Genomic DNA, 24,933 nt, shown 5'->3' on the forward strand with positions numbered 1-24,933 from the left:
GAGGGGAATCGTAGAATGAATATGACTCCATCTGAAAAAGTCGGAAGATTCACAACAGGGATATTTTCGGAGTTGGCGACCCGCAAGCAGGATGCAATGAAACGAGGAATGGATGTTATCGATTTGAGTGTAGGAAGTCCGGATTTACCACCGCCTGATTTTGTAATGGATACGCTTGTGAAGTATGCGAAGGATCCGAATTCCTACGGGTATACTTTAAAAGGTACGCCTGAATTCCATGAGGCAGTCCGTTATTTTTATCGGAAGCGTTATGGAGTGGAGCTGGATGCAGAAAGGGAAGTCCTTCAACTGATGGGATCGCAGGATGGCCTTGCACACTTGGCAACGGCGATGATAAACCCTGGAGATTATGTGTTGGTGCCAGATCCGGGATATCCAATTTATGAAGCAAGTGTAGAGCTTGCCGGCGGAATCATCTATCCGATGCCGCTTACTGCCGATAATGGATTCCTGCCGCAGCTCAACAGAATTCCGGATGAAATAGTGAAAAAGACCAAAATGATGATCATCAGTTATCCAGGAAATCCTGTCACTGCCCTTGCTGATGAAGCTTTCTTTACGGAAGTCATATCATTTGCGAAAAAGAGCGAGATTATGGTGGTTCACGATTTTGCTTATTCCGAGTTGATTTTTGATGATCATCCGCAAATTAGTTTTATGTCCATTCCTGGTGCCAAGGAAGTGGGGATTGAATTTAACTCACTTTCCAAAACCTTTAATATGGCCGGCTGCCGCATTGGGTATGCGGTGGGCAATCGAGAGGCGCTGAACATCCTGGGAACATTGAAATCACATATCGATTATGGGGTTTTTTATCCCATCCAAAAAGCTGCCGAGATGGCGCTTACTTCCAATCTTTCACTGCTATCCGAACAGGTTAAGGAATACCAGTCCCGACGTGATGCCTTGATATCTGGTCTAGCGGAAGGGGGATGGTATGTGCCGAAAACCTCTGCTACCATGTTTATTTGGGCCCAGATTCCTGCTGGCTGGAAATCACGGGATTTTGCCTATGCATTGATTGAAAAAGCAGGGGTTACGGTCGTCCCAGGCGATGCTTTTGGGAAGCAGGGTGAAGGGTATGTTCGGTTGGCCTTGGTCCAGCCGGCTGAGAGATTGACAGAAGCTGCTGAACGGATCCGTATGTTTTTGGAGGGGAAAATTGAAGTTTGAAAAAACTAGCATTCAATATTTTCAGGTTAAAAGAACGCTCGATCACGGATCGAACGTTCTTTTTTTTTGCTTTTTCCCGCTTATAGGGGATGGTGACTACCAATTCACCTATAGAGGCAGAAGCTTATTTTTTAAAGGAAGGAATCAACTGGCGCGCTGAGGAGTATATAGAGCTTGGGGAAGTTGTTATTTACTTGTTAAAGTGAGGCGCTCTCTAGTGTTTTAAAAAAACTACTTTGAAGTTTAAGAGAAGGTCCATCCTCGGATGGACTTTTTTATTGTTATGAAAACTAGAACGATAGATTATTAATGTAATTTCCGAACGTAAAAAGGACAAGCCGCATAATATATAGCAAGTCCGCTACCATCTTCAATGAAGCGGACTTAATTTGATAGAGAGGGGGAAAAGCAATGATCAACTGGAAAGTGCGTCTTAAGAATCCTACGTTTATATTCACGGTACTCCTTCCTGGGCTTTTATTATTGGCGCAGATGGTTGCCGCGTTCATAAACAATTACATTACCCCTATAGGCTTTACCATTACTGATGATGCATTGAACGGGGCTTTAGGCATCATTAACTTCATAGCGCTTACATTCTTTGGGGTCGGCGGTGTGGTCGATCATACCACTAAAGGTCTAAGCGACAGTGAGCATGCTCGACAATACAAGGACCCTAAGTAATGGGCACTATTCTTTCATCTATTGAAGAGTAGAATATACCAGATAACACCGTACTAGTTACAAAACGGTGTTATCTGGTTATTTGTTTTTGGCAGAGATGATGATGGCCGAATTAAAAAAGATTTTTGGTCTGAAAACCGAAATGCAACATACATTTAAAATTGTGGTTCATTTTCAGTTTGGGGAGGAAAAAAGATGAGTTATAGTTTACCAGTTTCAAAATGGCTTGCAGCCATAGTTTTAATCGGAGCATTATTGACGGCATTCATATTCAGTCCGGCTAATGCTTCAGCCTCTATTAATTATGGTGATGAAGTTGCCGCTTTGGCAAAGAAGCAGGTGGGAAGCAAATATAAATATGGGGGGACGACACCAAAAGGGTTTGATGCTAGCGGTCTTACCCAGTATGTATATAAAAATGCCGCCACAGAAATGAAGATTCCAAGAACGAGTGCGGAACAGTATAAAACCGGAAAGGCCGTAAACCAGAAAGATTTAAAAGCGGGAGATTTGGTCTTCTATGCGACAGGTAAGAAAGGGCAGGTCTCTTTTGTGGGAATCTATTATGGAAATGGTACATTTGTCGGGACCACCACCAAAGGGGTCAAGGTGGTCAAAATGAATGATAAGTATTGGAAAGAAAAATATATAGGGGCAAAACGAGTCCTTAAGTAGCAATCTGATGTTCATATGAAAAAAGTCCAGCAAAAAAAGAGCATCGAAAAACCGATGCTCTTTTTGCCAGTCATATCCGGGGGTCATTCATTCAATGATGATATCCGTTAAAACAACATTGCCATTACGAACCTTTACCACGGCCACTGAAGGATTGGCCAATGCGTCCTTCTCCATTTCCTTTGCCTTTTCTTCGGATGCGAAATAATTGTCCAGACCGTATCTGATCTGAATGGTTTCAGCTTTTTGCAGGTCATATGGGATTTCCAATTCCCCTTTTAGGTAAACGCCTTTGGCGGGTTTTTCTTTCGTTACGTAATCGACATCGTATAGTCCATCAGTGTTTTGTTTTAAACGTACATATACCTTTTTATAATCACCCATATTTCTTGTATTGAACTCGGTTTTAATCGAGTCATCGATTTGTGATGGCTTAACTGATTCAATATCGTATTTCAAAGCTACATAGCTGCCCCTAAACAAGTCTGTCGGGTCGACCGGGGCTGTTTTGATCTTGATTACATCCCCTGTCATTGTTGTCCAGACCGGAGGAAACGCCAAGACTAACAGAATCAAGACTGGAATGGAAAATACGATGAGTGGCCGGAATGATGGATTACTCATTGAGTTCCCCTCCTTTTTTTCGTTGATTTTCAAAGAAGAAGCCAAAACCGATAAGCATGATTCCGCCGATGATGAATGTAAGCGATTTTGGCAGGAAGTCAAAGGAGTAGATGTAATATCTGAAAATCAGTGCACATATTATCACGATGCTGGTCAAACTGCCTTTTAGAATGAGATAAAGCAGAAAAACGAAATAAGCTAAAGGAAACCAGATTGAAAAATCAAAGGTAAGGAAGAGTGCGGTAATACCATGTAAGATATGCCCTTGTATGTGGGTGATGTTTTGTAATTTGGCTCTTACCGGGATATAGGCAAGCACGATTCCCAGCACAAACAGAATGGAAAGCACAATCGTATTCGAATTTTCAAAACCGGCCTTCGGCACGAATTCCATTAGAAATAAGGCGATTGTATTGATGGCTAAAGCATTAATGAAAAAGGTCAGATATTTAGGGTAATCGAATTTCTTTAACAGAATGTATAAAGCCGGTAGAAATACAAGAATGGCAAGCGGATAAGATGTTTCATCAGCGAATATACTTCCGTTAATATAAATGAAAAGCAGGAAAGATGTAAAAAGGAGGATGAAGACATCCTTTAAATAGTATCCGATGAATACCGTTCCGATTGCCCATAATAAAAAGGAACTGTTGAAATTTATCGTGATATTAAACATCTGCTCGATTAGAAAAATCCCTGCACCAAAAATCAGAATACCTGCATAATGCAAACTTCGTGACGTTTTGGGAAAGCGTACCCGCAATTTCACGCCAGCAAAGTTCACTCCGATGAGGCATGCAATGATGAGCAGGAATTTAACCGTTTTACTTAAATAGATCCAGTTACTGGCTACGAAGGTCAATACGCCTAAACCTAAAAGAAGTGCCCCAATGGATAATAGAATAGTGATGAAGCTCAAATTACCTTTTACATCATAGGAACCTAACATCCTGACTTTCTCTTGATGGGAGATGACTCCTTCTTTTTCAAGGTAATTAAATTCATGTTCAAGAAACTCGAATTGCTTTTTCGTTATTTCTTTGTTGGCCAAAGTAACTCCCCCTTCCACATTTTACTATTATACATCGTATTCTCTTGCAGCTTTGAATATAATGTTAATTTTCTTCTACCCTAATTGGAATGCATGTAAGACCAAAAAAATATTTTTCAGTACCTTGCAATGAACAGTACCATGTGGTAAATTATTTACACAAGATGTATTGTTCGATGTTCAGTACTGTTTATTGAACTATACTAAAAGACTCTTGGAAGGAGTGATGGTGCTATGAATGTACAATTTAAAAAGGGTGTCCTGGAACTGTGTGTACTTGTCTTATTGGATAAGCAGGATCGTTATGGCTATGAACTTGTACAGAAGATTTCGGATCAAATTGAGATATCTGAAGGGTCTGTATATCCACTTTTACGACGATTGACGAAGGAAGAGTACTTTACGACTTATTTGCAAGAATCAACAGAGGGGCCTCCGCGCAAGTATTATAAGTTAACCGACAAAGGCCGGAGATACCTTCAAGAGCTGCTGACGGAATGGAATGAATTTTCCAATGGTGTCAACCAATTAATCAAGGAAGGTGTGAACCAATGAATAAGGAACAGTTTTTAAAACAATTGAATGACTCTTTAACCAGACTTTCCTTAGAGGAACGGGAAGATATCCTCCAAGATTACGAAGAGTATTTCGCAATTGGAATGGAAAAAGGGAAGTCAGAGCAGGAAATCTCCACATCCCTCGGGAATCCTAAACAAATTTCCAAGGAGCTGATGGCATCCTATCATCTTGGCCAGGTAGAACAATCGACTTCTGCCGGTAATGTAATGCGGGCAGTTTGGGCAGTCATTGGTTTAGGATTCTTTAATTTAGTGATCGTTTTGGGACCTTTTATAGCATTGATCGGAGTTGTCATTGCAGGATGGGCTTCGGCGATAGCGTTCATTCTGGCTCCGTTTGGCGCTCTGTTTAACCTTGCGATAGGTAACTTTCAATTATTCGATCTGTTCTTCGCATTGGGACTATGCGGGATTGGCATTTTCATTGCCATGGGAATGTTTGTCGCTACGAGTGCTTTAACTAAAGGATTTATTCGCTATTTAAAATTTAACGCTTCCCTTGTGAAAGGCGGTTTGAAAAATGATTAATGTAAAAAAATTATCGATCATTGCACTTGTTTTGTTATTGATCGGAGTAATAGGAAGTCTGTTTACGTTTTCCCAAGTGACGGATCAGAAAGCGACTACAGAGGAAAAAACGATTTCGGAGATCGTGACGGACATTCAAATCGACACTGACAATGCAGCTGTAGAGATTATTCCAACGAAGGATAAGGAGATCAAGATAGAGTTGGTTTCAAAAGGGGTGGAAGTTTCCAAGTTGGATTTCACTGCAGATGTGGAAGGAAAGAAGCTTTCGGTAAAATTAAAAGATCGACGTACCTTTAGCTTTGGTTTTCATATTCAATCCTTACACTTAAAGGTGTATGTACCTGATGAATCTTATAAATCCTTTGTCGTCGAATCCGATAATGGTAAATTGCAGATATCAGGATTGACAAGTAAAAATCTAATTGTAAAATCACAAAATGGCCGAGTTGAACTGAATGATATAATAACGGAAAAAGTTGAAGTGAAATCTGCTAACGGAAAAGTAGATCTTAATAATGTGGAGGGAAAACTGATTGGGTCATCGAATAACGGTAAAATCACATTGCTCACGAAAGACTTGGATAGGGAGATCGACTTCGAAAGTAATAATGGTAAAATCATGATCAAAACGGAGAATGAACCGACAAATACAACTTTCGATGTTCATGTTGACAATGGGAGAGTAGATATCCTTGGTAAGTATGAGGGCAACACTGTCATTGGAAAAGGGGAAAACTTAATTAAATTGGAAACGAATAATGGGAAAATCGAGGTAACGAAATAGTCGTGAAGCATGAAAAAGCCGATCCAATTGGGATCGGCTTTTTCAGTTATGCGACCATTTTATCTTCATATACAGATGCCAATATTTATTGGAATATAGTACCGATCGGCTGGAGAGGAGTAGACGAGTTTCCAATAATAGAGAAGATGCTAGTCGTTTTTCATTTTATCATAGCGTGGGTAATTTGGTAGAAGAGGTCCCCCTTCTAAGGAAATAATGAAAAACATTTTAATGTTTTTCATTTTAGATGTTTTTGGAATTAATATAGAAAAAAATTATGTTAAAAGTAATGAATGAACCGTGTAAGTCCGCCATCAAATCTAAGGAAAAGATTTTAATGAAAATGACTTCAAAAGTATGGGGGCTGTAGAATGAAATTCAATAAATTATCATTAGATATATTTAAACGTACGATCTTCACTCGCAAGAAAAGGGAAAATCTGAAGAAAGGATTCGAAGAGCAAAAAAAGGTTTTTAATATAGTGGAAAGTTCAAAGGATATTATCTATTGCTACGAATCAAGTTCAAGTTCCAAGTTCAGGTATCTAAGTCCATCCATCAATACACTTTTAGGTCAAGGCGTCCTGGAAGAAGCATACAATGACCCTTTCTCGCCATTTGAAAGGATTCATCCTGATGACTTTGAAATCCTAAATGAAAAGATATACGTTGGGATTGATTATACTAAGCCGGTCATTCAACGCTGGAGAAATATCGAGGGGAATTATTTGTGGTTCGAGGAATATGCTACACCTATATATGAAAAAGAGCAATTGGTAGCCGTTCAAGGAATCATTCGGAATATCGATGAAAGAGTGAGATTCATACAGGATATTGAATATCAAATGTCCCATTAACGAATATCCATAATCGCCAATTTTTCGATAATATTTCTGCGAAATCCAATCTGGATTTTGACACTCCGGTTGCCATGATATTGTGTGATTTAGATGAGCTGAAATTTATGAATGATACGTATGGCCATAAGAAAGGGGATGAATTGATTAAAGAAGCGGCAAATCTATTGAAACGGATTTTCTCGGACATCGCTGTTGTATCAAGAGTGGGAGGAGATGAGTTTGCCATTCTGCTGATAGATAGAAGCAAGCGAGAAGTAGAATCTCTTTGTGAATTATTAAAGGAAGAAATCCTTCTGCAAAATCCCCTAAAAAAAGGACCTCACATCTGTATGTCATTCGGGCATGCTTACCGTTCGCATTCCAAAGGGAATATGGATAGCTTATTCATGGAAGCGGATCAAAAAATGTTTCAAGATAAACGGCGAAAAAAAGAACAGAAACTCGTTCGGGCGGGTAGATGAAAGATATGGGATACAATAAGGCTACCATTCCTTACTAGCAGATGGTTGATTCCTGGGTTGTTTAATGGAATTTTGGATTTCAGGAAATTATTCCATTAGATTGGCGGGATTCGTTTCAACTAAATGGATTCGGAGTCGTTCGGCTGTATGAATGATGAATAGAAGCAATGGTGTTTAGTATTTCAGCATGGCGAACCTAGATTGTTAGTTTGCATAGGAAGGTAAGTTGTTATGTCAGCTTTTCATTATGAATGTTAAAGGGGGAGCCTAGTGTCATACTGGGCTTTTATTTATATATATATATTTAGGTACACGAAATAAATCATTCGCTTATTTAAACCAATTTTAGTAAACTGGCAATAACTATTCTAATTAGAAGGTGAAGGGATATGAGGGAAACCTTAGTGGATGAACGGGTAAGAGGGAATGATAAAATCTGGACACGTGATTTCATCATGATCTGTTTGGCAAATATGTGCATCTTCATGGGGTTTCAAATGACGATGCCGACTCTGCCTCTGTTTGTAGAACAGCTTGGCGGTGATGACCGCCTAGTGGGGGCTGTCCTTGGAATCTTCACTTTTTCGGCCTTGCTTGTTCGGCCAATTGCCGGCAGGTTATTGGAGACGAAGGGAAGGCGCATCGTTTTTCTTGCGGGGTTGGCCATTTTTGCATTGTCGGTGGGTTCCTTCGGTTTTATGGGAAGCATTGGATTGTTATTCATGATGAGGATTGTGCAGGGCGTCGGCTGGGGGTTTTCTTCAACGGCTTCAGGAACGATTGCTTCCGATATAATCCCTGCGAAACGGCGTGGAGAGGGGATGGGGTATTACGGATTATCGGGTAACTTAGCACTGGCATTCGGGCCATCATTGGGTCTTTTTCTAGTTACGGTCCTTCCTTTTCAAGAGTTGTTTTTGATCTGCTCATTATTAGGATTGTTTGCCATCATTGCAGCATCACTTATTCGGTATCAAAAAGTGGAAAGTGATCCTTCGGCGGCTGTCAGAGCCAAAAGGTTTGATATATATGAAAAAAGTGCCCTTCAGCCATCTTTGCTCATTTTCTTCATCTCCGTTACTTTCGGTGGAATTGCAACATTCCTTCCTCTGTATACAGCGGAAAAAGGTGTAGATGGAATTCAGTGGTACTTTTTAGTATATGCAATGGCCCTCATGGTCACGAGATTATTCGCGGGTCGATTATATGACCGAAGGGGACATCGAGCCATATTTGTGCCTTCAACAGTACTTATCATGGCTGGGATGCTGCTGCTTGCGTGGATGCCGAGTGAAGCGGTCCTTTACATTGCGGCAGTGCTTTATGGATTTGGATTCGGTTCTGTCCAGCCGACGCTGCAGGCATGGTCGATTGAAAAGACGGCACCCAATCGGAAGGCGATGGCGAATGCAACATACTTTTCATTTTTCGATCTTGGAGTGGGCATAGGTGCCATCGTGTTCGGGCAGATAGGCTTCCTCTTCGGCTATAGGAGCATCTATATCACGGCAGCCGCTTCGATTTTCATTTCAATGATTGTTTATTTATGGATTATCAGGAGCGAGGATAAAGTAAAATCAATGGAAAGACGTTGAATGGCTTCATTGGAAGTCATTCTTTTTTTTTGGGTCAGGAGGAATACACTGGCTTCGTTGTTTCATATACGTATCATCCTAAATATTTAAAAAATGGAAAAACTTTGTTATTATCGAAAAGAGAATATACATAAGATGATAGAAGGTCTATTTGAAGGAAGGGGAATCTTGGGATGAATGATTCTTCAAATGAAGAAATGACATTAGAAAGAAGGAAGCGTATTTTCCAAGAAGAGCTGGATGTTTTATGGGAAAGGCGGCTCATCCCTAAATCAGAATATATCCGGATTAGCAGGGCATACAATCGGCATTTCCAATTAGCCCTCCATAAACAAAAGCGCCTAGAGCATGAAAAAAAGAAGTCCATCCATGCACATGAAACGATTATCGGTGAAAGTGCCGAGATGAAGGTTCATGATAGCCAGATTGAAGAATCTTCATTGAAATTACGGGAATCTGGTAAATTGAAAGAGTCGATAATGAAGAATGAGAAGGCCGGGTATGATCCTATTGAATCCGTTTTGGAGGATAGTCCTGAACCTGTCAAGGAGATCACAGATAAGAAACCGGTTATTGAACAGCTGGCCATCAGGCGGGAGAAACCGGTAAAATCGGCAAAGCCGAAGAAAACACCTGAGCAAATCAGGGAACGGAATATCTCTGTCATCCTGCTCACTGGGGTCATATTGCTTCTGATTGGCGGGGTGATTTTAGCAACCTCTTCATGGGGAGATCTGAATGCGGTCCTGAAAGTTTTCTTCATTGGAATGGTATCCGTCATTTTTACAGGGATGGCCTTCATCGCTTCGAAGCTGAAAATTAATCAGACCGCTTTTGCTTTCCTGACGCTAGCATGTTTATTCATTCCGATTACGATTTTATCAGTTTCATATTATCGGATTTTTGGAGAGTACCTTTCACTTAATGGTGGGGGGCGGGGGCTTCTGGGTTTTCTTGGGGGGGTACTTTGCTTATCCATTTATTGTAAGGTTGCTGACTACTTTAAGTCGAAAATATTCATTTTCATTTCGATATTCACGTTTGGCGTTACCTGCTATTTCGGATTGGCTTTTGTGACGCCGACTATCGAGTGGATGTTTTTGGCGATTGGCATTCTTAATTTAATACTATTATGGAATATTGAGCAATTGAAAAATCAAAAAGCATTAACGTTATTCAAACCATTCATTTTTCAATTCATCCAGTTTAAAATCATCGTGGAAGCCTTTGTGATACTGACGTTATTTTCAAGTAACTTGGTGTATTCGCTAACGTTGATGGTCTTTTCTGTTTTGTTTTTTATTTTTTCGGTCAAATTCCAAAAAAAATATTATGAAATGGCTTTTAGCGCCGTATTCACGTATGGATATATCCATTTTATTTTTAACTCATTTTTAAGTGAGTACATGATCATTGCTTTTGCATTTGTACCAATCATTTTTACTGTGCTATCGAAATATCTGGCTAAATCCAAAATGAATAAGCTTTCCAAGAACTTCATGTTCACCAGTTTGATTGAGAGCGGGATCGTTTTCTTATATAGTAATGCGATGGTGTACCAGGAGAACTATGCGCAAATATTCATCGCGCTCATGATAGTATCCGCTCAGCTTGTCTATGTTTCCCTTCATTCGAGAAATTCAAGCTTCACGTACCCGGCTGTGGTTGTTTTCGACTTAGCGTTCCTATATCTTTTCTTTGCCTTGCCAGTCTCTTTTTCTACCATTTTAAATCTGTTTTTTGTTGTACAGGTCATTCAATATCTTGGAGTATATTTATATAACCGTCACCCAAGGTACAGCCTGTTTAAGAAGAGTATCTTACTTATCTCCCCAATGATCATGTTAGTGATACTGACCAGTAAATTCAGCGAAATGGATTGGCTTGCAGTTAGTGCAGCGCTCGCCATGATCTCTGGGCTTTTCTTCATCACATATATAAAAGACGAATCAAAGCATATGAAGGAAAACGCCATATACGGATTTCCAATCACTTTCGTACTGGCTTTGGTCGCTTTCTATCCATATTTGTTGGAGAGTTTAGAGTGGGTCCGATCAAATATAATGTTCAGCGTCTATTTAATGGGGGTTTCACTAATTTCCATCGGTGCAGCTTATACATTTAAAAAGGGATATCATAAATTCTTTCCCGTTTTTGCATATAGCGGACAGATTCTTTCCTTCCTTTCCTTGATATCGATTCCATTCGATTCACTGAATCCTTTGGAGGCAAGCGGAGCCATTGCCATGGCTACTGTAATAAACGGCTGGTCTGTCCATATACATCGGAAGCACATATTCTGGGTGCCTGTCGTGATTACAAGTGCGGGCCTATACGCTTCACTCTACGATGTTTTTGATTTTGGTTCAATGGTGTTGAAGATTGCGTTTGTGCTGCTAGGTCCTATTATCTTTTTCTTTTTAGGAGAATGGCTTGGGAAATATTCGAAAAATGGGAAATTGTACTTCCAATATACTAGTCACCTTGCCAATTTACTGGCGATTCCCGTTGGATATTTGCTCATTGTTTATACGGAAAGTTCACCGTTCCTATATGTTGCACAACTGTTTATTTATATTTTGAGTGCTTTAAGGGCACATGTGAAATGGGAAAAATACGTCTTTACGTACCTAGGTTTTTCAGCCCTTTTCCTGCAGGTCCATTTATTTTTAACAAACGTGGGGCAAATGGCATTCATTACATCAATATGCATGATGATAACAGCAGGACTCATAACCATTCTGTGGTCGGTTTCCAATAAGAATTGGAGAGGCATAATGGAGTATTATCTTATTCCATTCATTCATTTAGGAATAAGCATATCTATATTGGAAACTGCAATCCGGGATTTTCCGCTTAACAGGGAATTGGTCTGGGTAGGAGTAATGACTGTACAGATCTTGTTTGCCTGGTATCTGCTCATGAAAAGGAATTGGCGGAACTATGCTGTGGTTCCTCTAAGTCTGGCGTTCATCTTCTATAATATGTATGTAAATATATTACCTTTGGTTATGGCGGTTATCGTTTTGCTTGTATGTATGGCTGTGATGGTGATGGCTAGCAGACGCCATTTCAAAGGATTGCTCAACCAAGAGGGAACGAAGAGAGTCATTGATTATTATCGGATTTTTGGCTTGTTATATCTGTTTACTCTGAATCTGGAAGTGTTTATGAGCGATACAGATTCTGCGATTTTGGGGATATTTGTTACCCTGCTGTTACCTAGCTACTTCATCCTTATGGGAAGATTCACGATCTATAAGAAAGAAAAAAGCATTTACTCGGGAATAGCGGCCATCATCGGCCTTTTCCCGTTCATCAATATCATAGACTATGCCCATACACTCCCAATCGTCACGAGTTTGGCAGTTCTTTTTGGCTGTATGGTGGGAATGTTGTTGTTAAGCAGGCTGTATTCCAGCGGGTTACTCAAGAAAAATGGATCAGGCATCATCAACTTTGATCCTTTCAGGATTTATGGTTTATTCTTTTTGATCGATATGAATGTGGAGGTTTTTAATGATACTAAGCATCAGTTACTCCAAGTCTTTGTATCGCTTCTGTTAACCGCTTATTTCATCTTCCTGAGAAGCTTGACAGCGGAAAATCCAGAAAGGAAAATCTATTCCAATATTGCTGCACTAGTCAGTCTGTATCCCTTCCTAATCATCGTCGGCTATGCCGACAGCTTATCGGTTGTAATGGGATTGATATTCCTTTTTGGCTGTATGTCAGGGATGCTGCTTTTAAGCCGGCGTTATTTCGATGGTTTAATCAAAAGGGAAGAAACAGGTATTACCATCGATGCATACAGGATGTATGGTCTGCTGTTTTTATTGGCCATGAATCGGGGAATCCTAGTAAATGAAACATTGACCCAGTTACTCGAAGTTTTTGTATCACTCTTGATCACGGTATACTTCATCTTGATTGGAAGTTTCACAAAGGATGTAAAAGAAAAAGGCATCTACGTTTGGCTGACGGGAGTTCTCAGTTTGTATCCGTATTGGACCATCATCATGTACGCGGACACATTACAGCCTTTTGTTGGAGCGGCAGTCCTTTTTGGGTGTATGGCCATAATGGTACTGCTAAGCAGGAAATTCTTTAAAGGCTTGCTTGATAAAGGCGGGGCAGTCCTTCAATTGGATTTTTACAGAGTCTATGGTCTGCTGTTTCTTCTTGCCATGAACATGGATGTTTTGACGGGGGGACCAGCACATTTCATTTTGGAAATCTTCGTGGCACTTCTGATTCCTGCCTATTTCATTTTGATAAGAAGCACGACTACAGGCGTGTTGGAAAGAAAATCCAAGTTGGCTGCAGCGATATTGTTCAGCCTATATCCGTATTGGGTCATTGTCGATCAGCTCACGATACCTCCTGTACTTGAGGAAGAGGTAAATATTCTGCCGTTGTTCATTGTCAGCACCACTCTGCTGAGGAAAATCTTTGTTAAAGGCAAAATCACACAATATATCGAGAGTGGTATTGTTTTCCTCTTATTTTTAGCCTTGATCATTGATGCAATGGCAGGTAACACCTTATATGATGCCCTCATTATCGGCACGGTTTCATTGGCAGCAATGCTCTTTGGATTCATGATGAAATACAAATCCTATTTCATCGCTGGAACTGGGACCATTTTATTCAATGTCTATATGAATACCAATTCGATGTGGGGCGAGATGCCATGGTGGCTGTATTTAATCATCGGCGGAGGTCTGCTTATTGGAATTGCATCTTTCTTTGAATGGAAAAAACAAAAAGACAACCGGACATCTAAGGAGGTTCTTGAGAAAAATAAACAAAGGATCAAGAATTGGTTCAATCGGTGGAATTAATGAAGAAGGAAATGGAATGCGTCAGACGACTTAAAAAATTTCCGGTGAATTTGGAAAATAGAGCCAATTGGACGTGGCAATGTCTAATAATGGCCTAAAAGAGTGGGCTTGCAGAGCCCCAATCTCTTAACTTGGGACGAAAATTCAAAGGGGATCTCAAAAGGGGTTCGGAATTTATAAATTCCGAACCCCTTTTGTCTACAAACTGAGAGCACTTAAAAGCTCTCTTTCTCTTCTTCTATTTTTTTTATTTCCTCTTGCCAATCATGAATTTCTATTTCCCACTGATCTATATTAGTTTGCAAAACATTAATTAAAAATGGTGAAAGGGAATTCCTGTATTTTTCTAATTCTTCAATTAATTACACTCGATCTTCAGTTAAACCTTGTACTAATTTTTTCTTGTTTTCCAAATTTGCATATACAAAAACTGATCTGAATTTTCGTATCTCATTATCATGCATATCAGTTGTAACTCCTTAAAATAAGCTGAGGGTGTTACTCAATCAACAATTAAATCACGATTAAATACTTATTTAAAAAATGCTGGGGTACCTTCTAAATATTGCTGTTGGGAATAAAACAACAGTTAATATTGATGAAGATGTAAATATGACTAATGAATATTCAACTAATACAGCAGATTCAATGTTTAACAATTCATATGAATTTGCTATAAACTAAATGTTGGAGTAATAGTGGAAAAAATTGAAATCGTTACTAAAATTTCTGAAAAATGTTTTTTTATTTTTTCTTCTCCTTTTAATTAATAATCTAAAAGCTATAAATTAAATTCTATAAAAATTAATAGAGGACATTGTTCCAATTTTGGTTAATATCTTTTCAATTTTGAATTATCTTCTGAAAAAACCAAACTCATAGTAGAATCTTTCTTACTTTACATGGAGCTGGTTTTGAAGACTTTCAAGACATCTGAGATAAAGTTTGTGAAGAATTAGTAGAAATTCATTATGAGAACATCATCAAAATCACAAAAAACCACTCTGAAAGCATACAGAGTGGTTTTTTCACGTTTATTCAAATGTTTTTCCAAGCGAAAAGCTCAAGACGAACAAGAACTGCATGAAGAACAGCTGGAAGAGGAATCAGAACTGCCGTCATGGGAACTGTTATGATCACCATGACCAGCATGGCCGGATCCAGAGGAAATTGAGTTCGATTCATTCCCGAAAATATCTTTAAATTCGCTGTCAAAATCATCGGTGCTTGCATAAGTGAAATAGGCAGGAGCTGCGTAGTCCGTCTGGTCGTACGTTTTCCGCCAATTCAATTCTGTCGTGGGGCGGTTTTCTTTAAATTGGGAAGTGAAAGATTCAAAGGTCAGTTCCGCTTGTATACTTGTCGGGTTCCGCATATATTTCTCTTTTAACTGCTCCAGCTCCAACGTTTCAAAATCGCGGAGAAGCGTTTGCCCTTTATCATGCTTGAAAAATTTGCCCCATTTTTGAATGGAATGGGAGTCCACCGTAAATAGCTGTACATAGTAAAAGTCAAAAAGAGTGCGCTCTTCGGGTTTGAAAACAGGTTCTGAATGAGGATGGTGCTGAATGGTCCTACCGATGAAATCTTGGCAAAACTCATCATATTCCTGTCTATATTTCAGCATGATATGCCATAACTCATCGATGACTGAATTAAACATTTCAACTTTTCCAAACACTGCAGCCATAATCAAATAGCGTTTCAATTCACGCCAAGCCTGATTGACCTTTATCTGTGAGTCCCGTGGATGCGTCAGTCGGAATTCAGCATTGACCTTTTCCATATAACTAAAATCCAGTGCTTTATTAAGCTTTTCAATCAATGCTTCTGAAACGATTTCCGTTGCATGCAGATCTAAAGTTTCCGTATGGTATTTACGGAATTCATTTTGATAGCGTACTAATTTAGCCGGTTCACTTAGCCTTTTAACGAAATTGACCAGGAAAACAGCAAAAATTGCCGCAAGAATGACATAAAAGAAGGTCATTTTTGTCCACTCCTTTTAATATATGGATATATTACTTTAACATTATCTTACATGTTCTTGGAAGGGATTGTAAGTTGTTGTTTGGAATTTCGTGCAAAATGTTCCATTTGAGGAAATCGATTAAGTTGGGGAGGTTACATGCCAAAAACCTTGAATCCGGTTTCGTCCTTTCCTTGGCATTGAAGGGATTTTCAATCAAAGATCAAGCACTTCAAATAAAGCCTCATATCTAGTATAGTTAGAGAGGAAAAGGGGTGAAGGCATGTACTTAACAGTAAAAGAGACTGCGGAATATTTATCAATGCCGGAATCTTATATAGAAAGTTTGATCGTTCAAAATAAAATTCGCACCGTTCATGATGGTGAGCAGCATTTGATTTTTAAAGATCAGTTTAATATGCATCTTGAACAGATGGAGAAGTATAAGAAGGAATTAGCGGATTATAATAACGAACCCATCCCCGAAGATATCGATGTGAAGGATGAAGATTAGCATCTGCCGATTTGGCAGATGTTTTTTCATGCAGAAATTGCTTGGGATAAAAGATTGAATTTTTCGAAAACACCTTAACGGCGTCTTCAGCATGGGTTTTACTGATCATGCAATTAATTTTGTTGTCAATGGAAGGTAATTGTAGTAGAATTCCTCAATTCCGTGTAAAATGAAAGGTAAAGGAATTATAACGGCAGAACGGTAGTTAGGAGATAGGTAAGTGGTAAAAGAGTATTTGCAAAGCGAAGGTTTTTCAAGGTTAATTACATTAATTGTATTAGTTCTCTTTTTAATAAGCATCGGTAGTATGGTTAATATCGTGTTATTCACATTTGTTTTCACTTTCCTGATGGGAAGGCTGGAGCAATTTATCATGATTCGGCTGAATAAAGTGATGCATATCAACTCTAAGGTTGTTATAAGCTTTTTATATGCAGTCGTCATTTCTTGTTTAGCCATCGTTCTTTATAAATATCTACCGGTCATTACGCTGCAATTCACGGAATTAGTGACACAGATCGTTTTCTTCTTTCAACATCCACCAGATAGCAGGGTCATTCAATATGCCATTAATATAATGAACGAGCTGCGATCGCCGCTCGATCTTCAAACACAGATGAATACACTTTATCTTTATATATCCGATTTCGGTAAACTGGCATTTCAAATTTTCATTTCCATGTTGCTTAGTCTATTTTTCTTATTGGAAAAAGATAAAATCATTCGTTTCACTTCTAAATTCAAGCGGGCCAAATTTAAATCTTTCTTTATAAACTTAAGCCACTTTGGCGTCAAATTCATCAATTCATTCGGAAAGGTGATTGAGGTCCAGTTCTTGATAGCCATCACGAATGCTGTCCTATCTGTAACTTTCTTATGGATTCTTGGCTTCCCGCAGTTACTCGGTCTAGGGATCATGATTTTCTTCCTGGGTTTGATTCCGGTTGCAGGGGTTATCATCTCCCTCATTCCACTTAGCATGATTGCCTATAGCATCGGCGGCATGCCCAAAGTGATTGCTGTATTAATCATGATTGTTGTGATCCATGCAATTGAAAGCTATATTTTAAATCCGAAATTCATGTCGGCAAAAACAAATCTTCCAACATTTTTCACCTTCATCATCCTATTGTTTTCCGAGCATTTCCTTGGAATATGGGGATTAATCATCGGAATACCGATCTTCATCTTCCTGTTGGATATGTTGGATATTGAAGAGGGGAATATGGAAGTCCCATAATAATCATTCGAGCAGCGGCCACGCTAACATGGCTGCTGCTTATTTTTGTTCTATTAAACCTTTTGAAAGATGGAGCTAACTGTTTTCAATATAATATCTATCAATTCGAGTAAAGGGGAAAAGGGTGCATCTTTCCCTATTAGAGCATAGTTGCGTTTTTGATTTACCGAGTTAATTGATTAAAATTTTATTTTACTAAAGTTATTTGTCGACTTTTTATTGCATAAAAAAACAAATAAACGTATAATATTCTTAAAAGAATATACTGAAAGTTCTCTAAAGTTAGATTTATCTGTTTTTTTAAAAAAAGAGAGTTTACGAGAGAGAAGAGGGGATTATTTTGAAAAAGGTTTCTTTTTTAGTGTTTGCCATGGTTGCTTCTTTGTTACTAGTCTTGACAGGATGCGGGAAGGATAAGGAAGTCTCGACAACTGGTAAAGAAGAAGAGTCCAATGGGAAAACACTCAGGATCGTGACGGATGCCAACTATGCTCCATTTGAATATCTTGAAGGAGATAAGATTGTAGGATTCGATGTTGATTTCATCAATGCCGTTGCAAAAGAAGCGGGTTATGAAGTTAAGTTGGAAAGTGTTGGCTGGGATCCGATTTTTGTTGAAATCGAAGGTAAAAGAGCGGATGTCGCCATATCTGCGATTACAGTGAATGACGAAAGAAAACAATCTTATGACTTCTCTGTTCCGTATTTCTTATCCACAAACAAGATTCTCGTTCCTGAGAATAGTGATATAAAATCAGGAGATGAATTGAAAGGAAACGTCATTGCCGTTCAGACCGGTACTACTGGACAGGAAGCGGTAGAGAAACTCCTTGGAAAGAATCACAAGGATATCAAAAAATTCGAAAATAATAACCTGGCCATTCAGGAATTACTAAAAGGCGGAGCTTCGGCTGTCGTAGCTGATAATACGGTTGTTGAAGAATATGTGAAAAATAATCCCGATCAAAAACTGAAAGTCGTTGAAGATAGCAAAAGTTTCAATGAGGAGTTTTATGGTCTTATGTTCCCAAAAGGCAGTGAATTGAAATCGGAGTTCGATAAAGCCGTGAATGCCATTTATGAAAATGGGAAATATGCAGAAATTTATAAAGAGTGGTTTGGTACTGATCCAGATATTGAAACGTTGAAAGCACAACAATAAAAACAAATGGATAGTAAAAGATTGCGTAACTTTACGTGTGAAGTTACGCAGTTTTTTTGGTCTTAGGAGGGAAACAATATGAGTTTTCGCTGGGATATTATTTTTGAATATGCTCCTTTCTTATTAAAAGGAACCTTGCTTACTATAGGGCTGTCGGCTTCCTCCATCCTCATCGGAACCTTTTTGGGGTTATTGATCGGTTTAGGGAAAATCATGAGAAACAAAGTGCTTGCCTTTCCATTTTACTGCTATGTCACGGTTTTTCGCGGAACACCGCTTTTAGTTCAAATCTTTTTAATCCATTTTGGAATTGTGCCCTTTTTTACCGGGGAAACGAATGCAGTAACTGCCGGTGTCATTGCTTTATCTTTAAATGCAGCCGCATATATAGCCGAAATTTTCCGGGCGGGCATTCAATCCATCGATAAAGGGCAAATGGAAGGGGCACGTTCATTGGGACTGACCCATATCCAAACAATGATACATGTTGTATTGCCTCAAGCTTTCAAACGAATGATTCCTCCGTTAGGAAATGAATTCATCGTATTATTGAAGGATTCATCCCTGCTTTGTGTCATTGCTGCCCCGGAATTGATGTATTGGGGAAAAGCGATGGGGAGTCAGTACTTTAAAGTGTGGGAGCCATACTTGGCGTGTGCCTTCATCTATCTATTCCTGACCCTCATTTTAAGTTTCGTATTAAATAGACTCGAAAGAAGGTTGAAAACAGAATGATCAAGGTGGAGAATCTAAAGAAGTCATTTGGCGAAAATGAAGTATTGAAAAATATCAATGCAATCGTTTCCCCTCGGGAAGTAGTCGTGGTAATTGGTCCTTCTGGGTCGGGTAAATCCACTTTCCTCAGGTGTATCAATCAACTTGAAACGATAACGGGAGGCCATATTTTCATTGAAGGGCTTGATACGACAGACAAGAAGGTCAATATCAATAAAGTCCGGACGGAAGTTGGCATGGTATTTCAGCATTTTAACTTATTTCCACATAAGACTGTTCTTGAGAATATAATGCTTGCGCCTATAAAGGTCCGCAAGTTATCCAAAGAACAGGCTTCCCAAAGAGGGATGGAACTGCTTAAGAAAGTGGGACTTAGCGAGAAAGCGAACGCATATCCAGATTCATTATCGGGGGGACAAAAGCAACGCGTCGCAATTGCCAGGGCGTTAGCGATGGAACCCAAAATCATGCTATTCGACGAGCCGACTTCCGCTCTAGATCCTGAAATGGTCGGTGAAGTCCTTGAGGTAATGAAGCAACTGGCTAAGGAAGGCATGACCATGGTAGTTGTGACCCATGAGATGGGGTTCGCAAAAGAAGTTGGAGATCGCGTGATTTTCATGGACGAAGGTTATATTATTGAAGAAAATATTCCTAGTGAGATTTTTAATAATCCCCAGCAGGAAAGAACTAAAGCCTTTTTGAGTAAAGTGCTTTAATTACACGTAAAGAAAAAAACCTTCCATTAAGGGAGGTTTTTTTTCGGAGAATATCAGGGGGCTTCATTTGATGTATGAGGCGCCTAAAAGCGATTCAGGGCTTTTACCGAGCACAAGCATACTGATTTTGGCATATCCAATATTTTTATTTTGGGAGAAGGTCTGAAGTAATACCTGGATATTCGGATCATCCTTTAACTTTTGAACTTCCTCTATATATAATCCGATAACGGAGGGCATAACGAATTCAGGGGTGTATTCGTTAGGGTTTTCATCCATGATTAATGTGCCCATAAATTGATATTTAAATTGAAGAGCCCGTGTTAAGGCAACGACATGGAACAGTTTATTAAATAGTTCGGGGTATGAATATTTAATTTTCTCCAGAGCTGATTCTGTTGCCTGTAACTCATCGACACTAGATAAAGTGATCATGAATTTCTCCTTTTGTAATATATGGAATATCAGCATTTACCATGCTTTTTACTCATACTAGTCTACCCCCGCCGTAACGCATTGTAAAATGGTTAGATGTTATCATGTGCATAACCCAAATCTATGATAGTGCTTACATCAATCTTGCCGAATCATTCACTACTTATGAGACAATGCTTCCTTCGTATATTTCAGCCATTCTTTTGCAGCGTATGAAAGGTAATGGTCCTTACTCCAAATAAATCCTAAATTCCAACTAATGGAGGGATTTTTAACCTTGATTGTCTTTACGCGCTCATCATGACGGCATAAACTTTCAGGTAATAGAGCAACGCCAAGTTTACAGTAAACCATTTCCTCAATAAAATCCCAGCGTGAGCTTTCCGTTACGATATGTGGAGAAAAACCAGCTTCATTACAGGATGAAATGATGAGATCTCGAAGGACGTAATCTTTATTGAATAAGATGAAAGATTCGTTTTCCAGGTCGGCCAAATCGATTTCTTCCCCATAAGCATGCGGATGGGAGGGATGAACAATCAAGTTGATGTCTTCTTCCAAAAAAGCAAAATGATGAAAAAGTGCGGTGTTGGTCGGCAGGACTATTACGCCTATATCAATTAAGTCATTTTGGACGGATTCTTCTATTTTCTTTGAACCATCCTCTACTAATTGAAAGGTAATATTGGGATAGTCCTCGTGAAAACGGCTAAGAATTCGGGGGAAGAAAGAAGCGTCGATGATCGGCGGCAGCCCGATGCGTATATGTCCCTTTTTTAAACCTAATAAATTGTCCATTTCCGTTTCTAAATTGTGAAAGGCCTTATCAATCAATTTTGCCTGCTCTAAGACAACCCTGCCTGCATCGGTCAAGATCAGTTGCTTACGTGAACGATCAAAAAGCTCAACACCTAGCTCGGTTTCCAGGTTTTTAATCATCTTGCTGATGGTCGGCTGAGTAATGAATAAATGGTCGGCAGCCCGAGTGAAGCTATTGAAATTGGTTACCTCTATAAAGTATTGCAAATGTTTAATATCCATTGCGTCACCTGTTATCCTCGTTTAAAATTAGTTTCATTTTACCCGTAAACGGAAGTGTTTGTAAAACATGATAAGTTTTGATAGAGTTCATGCACGGATAAATAAGCTGGATTCCAAAGGGGAACCCAACTTATGAAAGGTGACAAGAATATCTGCCGTAAAATTTTATTTGACCAATAAGACGGGTACTGGGGAATGTTGAACGATATAGTGGCTTACGCTACCCAGGAATTCTTTGAAACCACTCAATCCGCGACTGCCCATGATGATAAGGTCACAATTCTGGGATTTTGTATGTTCCAATAAAGTCGTGATGGCTGAACCCTCTACGACAAATGTCTGGGATGCATTCGGGATTTCGGATAAAAGCGCTTCCGCTTTTTTAATCACTTCGTTGCCAAACTTGAGCATGGATTCTTCAATTTCCTGAAAGGCATTGCCATATATATTTGGTTTGATTGGCAGCGTTACAGCGTGAAGCACTTGGATTTCGATAGCAGGATCCAGCTTTGCTAATTCAATCGCTTTTTCTAAAGATTTAAGTGCCAATTCGGATTCATCATAAGCAACTAATATTTTTGAACATAGCATTGATCGATCAGTCCCTTCTATTAAAGAATATACCTCTAGTATATCAATTTAAATCTTTCATGCAGTTTCATATATTATAAATTTTGTGAATATTTATTGAAGTTTACGTTAACGTCAATGTTAAAATAAAGGTAATTAATCCCTTTGCAAAGTGTGGTTTTAACATGTACACCATTTCTGAGTTAGCAAAAGAATTCGGATTGACGACAAGGACCCTCCGATATTATGAGGAACTGGGTATGCTTAGACCAAAGCGTACCGAAACGGGAAAAAGAGTTTATGGAAAGAAAGAATATGCACAGCTCAAAATTATAATGCGCGGTAAGAAGTATGGTTTTTCGTTAGTGGAAATAAAGGATATAGTCCTTTTATTCGATAAGGATAGGACAGGCATAAAGCAATTGGAAAAAACGATTGAAACTGCAGGACAGAAGTTAAACGAAATAAATGAACGCATTAAAGAGCTGGATGGGTTGAAGCAGGATTTTGAACTGGTAATAAAAGGCTTTACCGAAACCCTACATGACTTGAAAGTGAACGAAAAAACAAGCAAGCGGTGAAATTAATCTTGAAAATAGGTTTTGATGATAGTGAAAGATGAATATATATACAAATGGGGTGAGGATTTGGAAATTCAAGAAACCATTGCAGTAGTAACAGGCGGGGCTTCAGGTCTGGGAGCCGCGACAGTAAGAAACATCATTAAAAAAGGTGGAAAAGCGGTTATTTTTGACCTCTCTGAAGAAAATGGCGCTAAAATGGCACAGGAATTGGGAGATTCAGTCCTGTTTATTAAAACGGATGTAACTACTGAAGAAAGCGTAGCGGTAGCATTGGATGAAGGAATAAAAAAATTCGGGAGCATTAATACGGTCATCAATTGTGCAGGCATTGCGATTGCCGAGAAGGTCATAGGCAGAAAAGGTTTACATGAATTGAAAGCGTTCTCAAATGTCGTGCAAATCAATTTGGTCGGTACGTTTAACGTTATCCGGCTTGCGGCGAAAAAAATGGTCGAAAATGAACCGAACCAAGAGGGGGAGCGTGGGGTCATTATCAATACAGCTTCGGTAGCTGCCTTTGAAGGACAAATCGGACAAGCTGCATATAGTGCCTCTAAGGGAGGGATTGTTGGTATGACTCTGCCAATCGCTAGGGAGCTTGCCACCAAAGGGATACGTGTCGTATCGATTGCACCCGGTCTATTCCATACTCCGATGTTCGATTCGTTACCTGAAGAAGCGAGGACGTCATTAGGTAAAACCGTGCCATTCCCATCAAGGCTCGGGTATCCCGAAGAGTACGCTAAACTAACGGAAAGCATCATAACGAATCCGATGTTGAATGGGGAAACCATCAGACTTGATGGGGCCATTAGAATGTCACCCAGGTAAATTGTTAATTTCTTTCAGGGCAATCCATAAAAATCTAGAAAAAGAGCCTCCGACAAGGAAATGGAGAGGAGAAAAAACAGATGAAGCATCCATACCTAAGTGAAGATCATGAAATTTTCCGTAAGTCATTCCGAAAGTTCTTAGAGAAAGAAGCAGTTCCCCACTATGAACGATGGGAAGAAGAGAGGATCATTCCCAGGTCATTTTGGGTGAAAATGGGGGAACAGGGTTTTTTATGTCCGGACCTTGAAGAAGATTATGGGGGTTCCGGGGTAGATTGGGGCTTTGCGGTCATAATTAATGAGGAATTGGAAAGAGTTGGTTCTGGTTTCATTGGTTTCGGACTTCACAGTGACATCACCGTTCCGTATATTTCCGCATACGGAAATGAGTCGCAGAAACAGCGCTGGCTTCCTAAATGCACGACAGGAGAAATCATTACTGCAATTGCCATGACAGAGCCTGGCACAGGCTCGGATTTGGCCAATATTAAAACGACTGCCATTTTAGATGGAGATCATTACATATTAAATGGCCAAAAGACATTCATCACAAATGGCATTCATTCGGATTTGGTCATCGTTGCCTGTAAAACGGATCCAAGTGCCGTTCCGAAACATAAAGGTGTTAGCTTAGTCGTGGTCGAAAGGGATACACCCGGGTTTTCCAGGGGGCGAAAACTGAAGAAACTTGGCCTGCACAGTCAGGATACAGCAGAACTCATCTTCGAGGATTGCCGTGTTCCAAAGGAAAACTTGCTAGGTGAGGAAGGCAAGGGGTTTACTTACTTAATGGAAAAACTGCAGCAGGAACGACTTGTGGTGGCAATTTGTGCTCAAACCGCATCTGAGGATATGCTGGCCGATACGATTGAGTACGTGAAGGGCAGGGAAGCATTCGGAAAGTCCGTAAGTCAGTTTCAAAATACTCAATTCAAAATCGCGGAAATGGCAACGGAAATCAAAATGGGGCGTGCCTTCCTAGATCAATTGATCGCCAAACATATGGCTGGTGAACAGGTTGTAACGGAAGTTTCGATGGCAAAATGGCGTTTGACGGAGACTGCCAGAAAAATATCTATTGAATGCATGCAGCTCCATGGCGGCTATGGATATATGGAGGAATACAAGATTGCCAGAAGGTATCGGGATGTTCCGGTAGCAAGCATCTATGCCGGGACAAATGAAATCATGAAGAAAATCATTGCTAAGAATCTGGGCCTATAATAACAGGATGAGAAGGGAAGAGAGTA

Annotated in this window: 25 protein-coding genes; 19 read left to right on the top strand and 6 right to left on the bottom strand. The window is 39.5% G+C overall.

Translation table 11 applies throughout. The features are described 5' to 3' along the window. Nucleotides 1-15: 15 nt before the first annotated feature. The 3 genes from NYE63_RS03650 to NYE63_RS03660 all read left to right on the top strand — a co-directional run bounded on the left by NYE63_RS03650 (nucleotide 16) and on the right by NYE63_RS03660 (nucleotide 2,553). Nucleotides 16-1,194, top strand: a complete 1,179-nt coding sequence (locus tag NYE63_RS03650) for an LL-diaminopimelate aminotransferase (RefSeq protein ID WP_342604115.1) — start codon at nucleotides 16-18, stop codon at nucleotides 1,192-1,194. Between the two features lie 411 nt (nucleotides 1,195-1,605). Continuing rightward, complete coding sequence (locus NYE63_RS03655; RefSeq protein WP_342604116.1) at nucleotides 1,606-1,878, top strand: phage holin; 273 nt, start codon at nucleotides 1,606-1,608, stop codon at nucleotides 1,876-1,878. 195 nt (nucleotides 1,879-2,073) lie between these two features. Continuing rightward, nucleotides 2,074-2,553: a C40 family peptidase gene (locus tag NYE63_RS03660; protein WP_342604117.1), complete on the top strand. Its 480-nt coding sequence runs from the start codon at nucleotides 2,074-2,076 to the stop codon at nucleotides 2,551-2,553. Nucleotides 2,554-2,640: 87 nt separating this feature from the next. Here NYE63_RS03660 and NYE63_RS03665 read toward each other — a convergent pair whose 3' ends face one another. Both NYE63_RS03665 and NYE63_RS03670 read right to left on the bottom strand, forming a co-directional pair. Further along, nucleotides 2,641-3,177 (bottom strand): GDYXXLXY domain-containing protein, encoded by a 537-nt coding sequence (locus NYE63_RS03665; RefSeq protein ID WP_342604118.1) that lies wholly within the window; start codon nucleotides 3,175-3,177, stop codon nucleotides 2,641-2,643. Continuing rightward, nucleotides 3,170-4,228, bottom strand: a complete 1,059-nt coding sequence (locus tag NYE63_RS03670; protein WP_342604119.1) for a DUF2157 domain-containing protein — start codon at nucleotides 4,226-4,228, stop codon at nucleotides 3,170-3,172. Before NYE63_RS03670 ends, NYE63_RS03665 begins: the two co-directional genes overlap by 8 nt. Nucleotides 4,229-4,462: 234 nt before the next feature. On the opposite strand from NYE63_RS03670, the gene NYE63_RS03675 reads away from it, so the two are divergent. From NYE63_RS03675 to NYE63_RS03710, 8 genes are all read left to right on the top strand, one after another. Further along, nucleotides 4,463-4,783 carry a PadR family transcriptional regulator gene (locus NYE63_RS03675; RefSeq protein WP_061461705.1) on the top strand — a complete coding sequence of 107 codons (321 nt, stop codon included), beginning with the start codon at nucleotides 4,463-4,465 and terminating at the stop codon, nucleotides 4,781-4,783. Next, the gene (locus NYE63_RS03680) at nucleotides 4,780-5,334 is read left to right on the top strand and encodes a DUF1700 domain-containing protein (protein ID WP_342604120.1); all 555 of its coding nucleotides are present in this window, start codon (nucleotides 4,780-4,782) and stop codon (nucleotides 5,332-5,334) included. Before NYE63_RS03675 ends, NYE63_RS03680 begins: the two co-directional genes overlap by 4 nt. Then, the gene (locus NYE63_RS03685; protein ID WP_342604121.1) at nucleotides 5,327-6,121 is read left to right on the top strand and encodes a DUF4097 family beta strand repeat-containing protein; all 795 of its coding nucleotides are present in this window, start codon (nucleotides 5,327-5,329) and stop codon (nucleotides 6,119-6,121) included. The genes NYE63_RS03680 and NYE63_RS03685 overlap by 8 nt, the downstream gene beginning before the upstream one ends. Before the next feature lie 2 nt (nucleotides 6,122-6,123). Then, on the top strand, nucleotides 6,124-6,312 hold the full coding sequence (locus tag NYE63_RS03690; RefSeq protein ID WP_342604122.1) for a hypothetical protein: 189 nt from the start codon (nucleotides 6,124-6,126) through the stop codon (nucleotides 6,310-6,312). A gap of 180 nt (nucleotides 6,313-6,492) precedes the next feature. Beyond that, complete coding sequence (locus NYE63_RS03695) at nucleotides 6,493-6,978, top strand: PAS domain-containing protein (RefSeq protein WP_342604123.1); 486 nt, start codon at nucleotides 6,493-6,495, stop codon at nucleotides 6,976-6,978. A gap of 50 nt (nucleotides 6,979-7,028) precedes the next feature. Next, nucleotides 7,029-7,442, top strand: a complete 414-nt coding sequence (locus tag NYE63_RS03700) for a GGDEF domain-containing protein (RefSeq protein ID WP_342605672.1) — start codon at nucleotides 7,029-7,031, stop codon at nucleotides 7,440-7,442. Nucleotides 7,443-7,831: 389 nt separating this feature from the next. Next, nucleotides 7,832-9,037: an MFS transporter gene (locus tag NYE63_RS03705; RefSeq protein ID WP_342604124.1), complete on the top strand. Its 1,206-nt coding sequence runs from the start codon at nucleotides 7,832-7,834 to the stop codon at nucleotides 9,035-9,037. Between the two features lie 173 nt (nucleotides 9,038-9,210). Continuing rightward, the gene (locus NYE63_RS03710) at nucleotides 9,211-13,881 is read left to right on the top strand and encodes a hypothetical protein (RefSeq protein ID WP_342604125.1); all 4,671 of its coding nucleotides are present in this window, start codon (nucleotides 9,211-9,213) and stop codon (nucleotides 13,879-13,881) included. A 1,063-nt stretch (nucleotides 13,882-14,944) separates the two neighbouring features. Here NYE63_RS03710 and NYE63_RS03715 read toward each other — a convergent pair. Further along, a complete protein-coding gene (locus tag NYE63_RS03715; RefSeq protein WP_342604126.1) occupies nucleotides 14,945-15,871 on the bottom strand; it encodes a hypothetical protein in 927 nt (308 codons plus the stop codon). A 262-nt stretch (nucleotides 15,872-16,133) separates the two neighbouring features. Here NYE63_RS03715 and NYE63_RS03720 point away from each other — a divergent pair, with 262 nt between their 5' ends. The 5 genes from NYE63_RS03720 to NYE63_RS03740 all read left to right on the top strand — a co-directional run bounded on the left by NYE63_RS03720 (nucleotide 16,134) and on the right by NYE63_RS03740 (nucleotide 20,220). After that, nucleotides 16,134-16,364, top strand: a complete 231-nt coding sequence (locus NYE63_RS03720) for an excisionase family DNA-binding protein (RefSeq protein ID WP_342604127.1) — start codon at nucleotides 16,134-16,136, stop codon at nucleotides 16,362-16,364. A 220-nt stretch (nucleotides 16,365-16,584) separates the two neighbouring features. Continuing rightward, complete coding sequence (locus NYE63_RS03725) at nucleotides 16,585-17,604, top strand: AI-2E family transporter (protein WP_283900768.1); 1,020 nt, start codon at nucleotides 16,585-16,587, stop codon at nucleotides 17,602-17,604. Nucleotides 17,605-17,944: 340 nt separating this feature from the next. Further along, nucleotides 17,945-18,766, top strand: coding sequence for a basic amino acid ABC transporter substrate-binding protein (locus NYE63_RS03730; protein WP_342604128.1), 822 nt, complete (start codon nucleotides 17,945-17,947; stop codon nucleotides 18,764-18,766). A gap of 78 nt (nucleotides 18,767-18,844) precedes the next feature. Further along, on the top strand, nucleotides 18,845-19,501 hold the full coding sequence (locus NYE63_RS03735; RefSeq protein WP_342604129.1) for an amino acid ABC transporter permease: 657 nt from the start codon (nucleotides 18,845-18,847) through the stop codon (nucleotides 19,499-19,501). Then, on the top strand, nucleotides 19,498-20,220 hold the full coding sequence (locus NYE63_RS03740) for an amino acid ABC transporter ATP-binding protein (RefSeq protein ID WP_342604130.1): 723 nt from the start codon (nucleotides 19,498-19,500) through the stop codon (nucleotides 20,218-20,220). The genes NYE63_RS03735 and NYE63_RS03740 overlap by 4 nt, the downstream gene beginning before the upstream one ends. 63 nt (nucleotides 20,221-20,283) lie before the next feature. On the opposite strand, the gene NYE63_RS03745 is transcribed toward NYE63_RS03740, so the two are convergent. The 3 genes from NYE63_RS03745 to NYE63_RS03755 form a co-directional block, all read right to left on the bottom strand. Further along, a complete protein-coding gene (locus tag NYE63_RS03745; RefSeq protein ID WP_342604131.1) occupies nucleotides 20,284-20,655 on the bottom strand; it encodes a hypothetical protein in 372 nt (123 codons plus the stop codon). Nucleotides 20,656-20,814: 159 nt separating this feature from the next. Continuing rightward, entirely contained in the window at nucleotides 20,815-21,696 is an 882-nt protein-coding gene (locus NYE63_RS03750; protein ID WP_342604132.1) for a LysR family transcriptional regulator, read from the bottom strand. Between the two features lie 165 nt (nucleotides 21,697-21,861). After that, the gene (locus NYE63_RS03755; protein ID WP_342604133.1) at nucleotides 21,862-22,287 is read right to left on the bottom strand and encodes a universal stress protein; all 426 of its coding nucleotides are present in this window, start codon (nucleotides 22,285-22,287) and stop codon (nucleotides 21,862-21,864) included. A gap of 164 nt (nucleotides 22,288-22,451) precedes the next feature. Here NYE63_RS03755 and NYE63_RS03760 point away from each other — a divergent pair, with 164 nt between their 5' ends. From NYE63_RS03760 to NYE63_RS03770, 3 genes are all read left to right on the top strand, one after another. Next, a complete protein-coding gene (locus tag NYE63_RS03760) occupies nucleotides 22,452-22,847 on the top strand; it encodes a MerR family transcriptional regulator (RefSeq protein WP_342604134.1) in 396 nt (131 codons plus the stop codon). Between the two features lie 66 nt (nucleotides 22,848-22,913). Beyond that, nucleotides 22,914-23,681 carry a 3-hydroxyacyl-CoA dehydrogenase gene (locus tag NYE63_RS03765; protein WP_342604135.1) on the top strand — a complete coding sequence of 256 codons (768 nt, stop codon included), beginning with the start codon at nucleotides 22,914-22,916 and terminating at the stop codon, nucleotides 23,679-23,681. 80 nt (nucleotides 23,682-23,761) lie between these two features. Next, entirely contained in the window at nucleotides 23,762-24,907 is a 1,146-nt protein-coding gene (locus NYE63_RS03770; RefSeq protein ID WP_307264771.1) for an acyl-CoA dehydrogenase family protein, read from the top strand. Nucleotides 24,908-24,933: the final 26 nt, after the last annotated feature.

It is taken from the genome of Peribacillus sp. FSL E2-0159, from assembly GCF_038643155.1.
Classification (GTDB): Bacteria; Bacillota; Bacilli; order Bacillales; family DSM-1321; genus Peribacillus; species Peribacillus simplex.

Excerpts from the sequence above, each read along its gene's own strand:
- NYE63_RS03685 (WP_342604121.1), top strand. The coding sequence starts at position 5,327 with ATGATTAATGTAAAAAAATTATCGATCATTGCACTTGTTTTGTTATTG.
- NYE63_RS03650 (WP_342604115.1), top strand. The coding sequence starts at position 16 with ATGAATATGACTCCATCTGAAAAAGTCGGAAGATTCACAACAGGGATA.
- NYE63_RS03760 (WP_342604134.1), top strand. The coding sequence starts at position 22,452 with ATGTACACCATTTCTGAGTTAGCAAAAGAATTCGGATTGACGACAAGG.
- NYE63_RS03665 (WP_342604118.1), bottom strand. The coding sequence starts at position 3,177 with ATGAGTAATCCATCATTCCGGCCACTCATCGTATTTTCCATTCCAGTC.
- NYE63_RS03660 (WP_342604117.1), top strand. The coding sequence starts at position 2,074 with ATGAGTTATAGTTTACCAGTTTCAAAATGGCTTGCAGCCATAGTTTTA.
- NYE63_RS03750 (WP_342604132.1), bottom strand. The coding sequence starts at position 21,696 with ATGGATATTAAACATTTGCAATACTTTATAGAGGTAACCAATTTCAAT.
- NYE63_RS03770 (WP_307264771.1), top strand. The coding sequence starts at position 23,762 with ATGAAGCATCCATACCTAAGTGAAGATCATGAAATTTTCCGTAAGTCA.
- NYE63_RS03705 (WP_342604124.1), top strand. The coding sequence starts at position 7,832 with ATGAGGGAAACCTTAGTGGATGAACGGGTAAGAGGGAATGATAAAATC.
- NYE63_RS03740 (WP_342604130.1), top strand. The coding sequence starts at position 19,498 with ATGATCAAGGTGGAGAATCTAAAGAAGTCATTTGGCGAAAATGAAGTA.
- NYE63_RS03720 (WP_342604127.1), top strand. The coding sequence starts at position 16,134 with ATGTACTTAACAGTAAAAGAGACTGCGGAATATTTATCAATGCCGGAA.
- NYE63_RS03680 (WP_342604120.1), top strand. The coding sequence starts at position 4,780 with ATGAATAAGGAACAGTTTTTAAAACAATTGAATGACTCTTTAACCAGA.
- NYE63_RS03675 (WP_061461705.1), top strand. The coding sequence starts at position 4,463 with ATGAATGTACAATTTAAAAAGGGTGTCCTGGAACTGTGTGTACTTGTC.
- NYE63_RS03695 (WP_342604123.1), top strand. The coding sequence starts at position 6,493 with ATGAAATTCAATAAATTATCATTAGATATATTTAAACGTACGATCTTC.
- NYE63_RS03735 (WP_342604129.1), top strand. The coding sequence starts at position 18,845 with ATGAGTTTTCGCTGGGATATTATTTTTGAATATGCTCCTTTCTTATTA.
- NYE63_RS03710 (WP_342604125.1), top strand. The coding sequence starts at position 9,211 with ATGAATGATTCTTCAAATGAAGAAATGACATTAGAAAGAAGGAAGCGT.
- NYE63_RS03715 (WP_342604126.1), bottom strand. The coding sequence starts at position 15,871 with ATGACCTTCTTTTATGTCATTCTTGCGGCAATTTTTGCTGTTTTCCTG.
- NYE63_RS03745 (WP_342604131.1), bottom strand. The coding sequence starts at position 20,655 with ATGATCACTTTATCTAGTGTCGATGAGTTACAGGCAACAGAATCAGCT.
- NYE63_RS03655 (WP_342604116.1), top strand. The coding sequence starts at position 1,606 with ATGATCAACTGGAAAGTGCGTCTTAAGAATCCTACGTTTATATTCACG.
- NYE63_RS03755 (WP_342604133.1), bottom strand. The coding sequence starts at position 22,287 with ATGCTATGTTCAAAAATATTAGTTGCTTATGATGAATCCGAATTGGCA.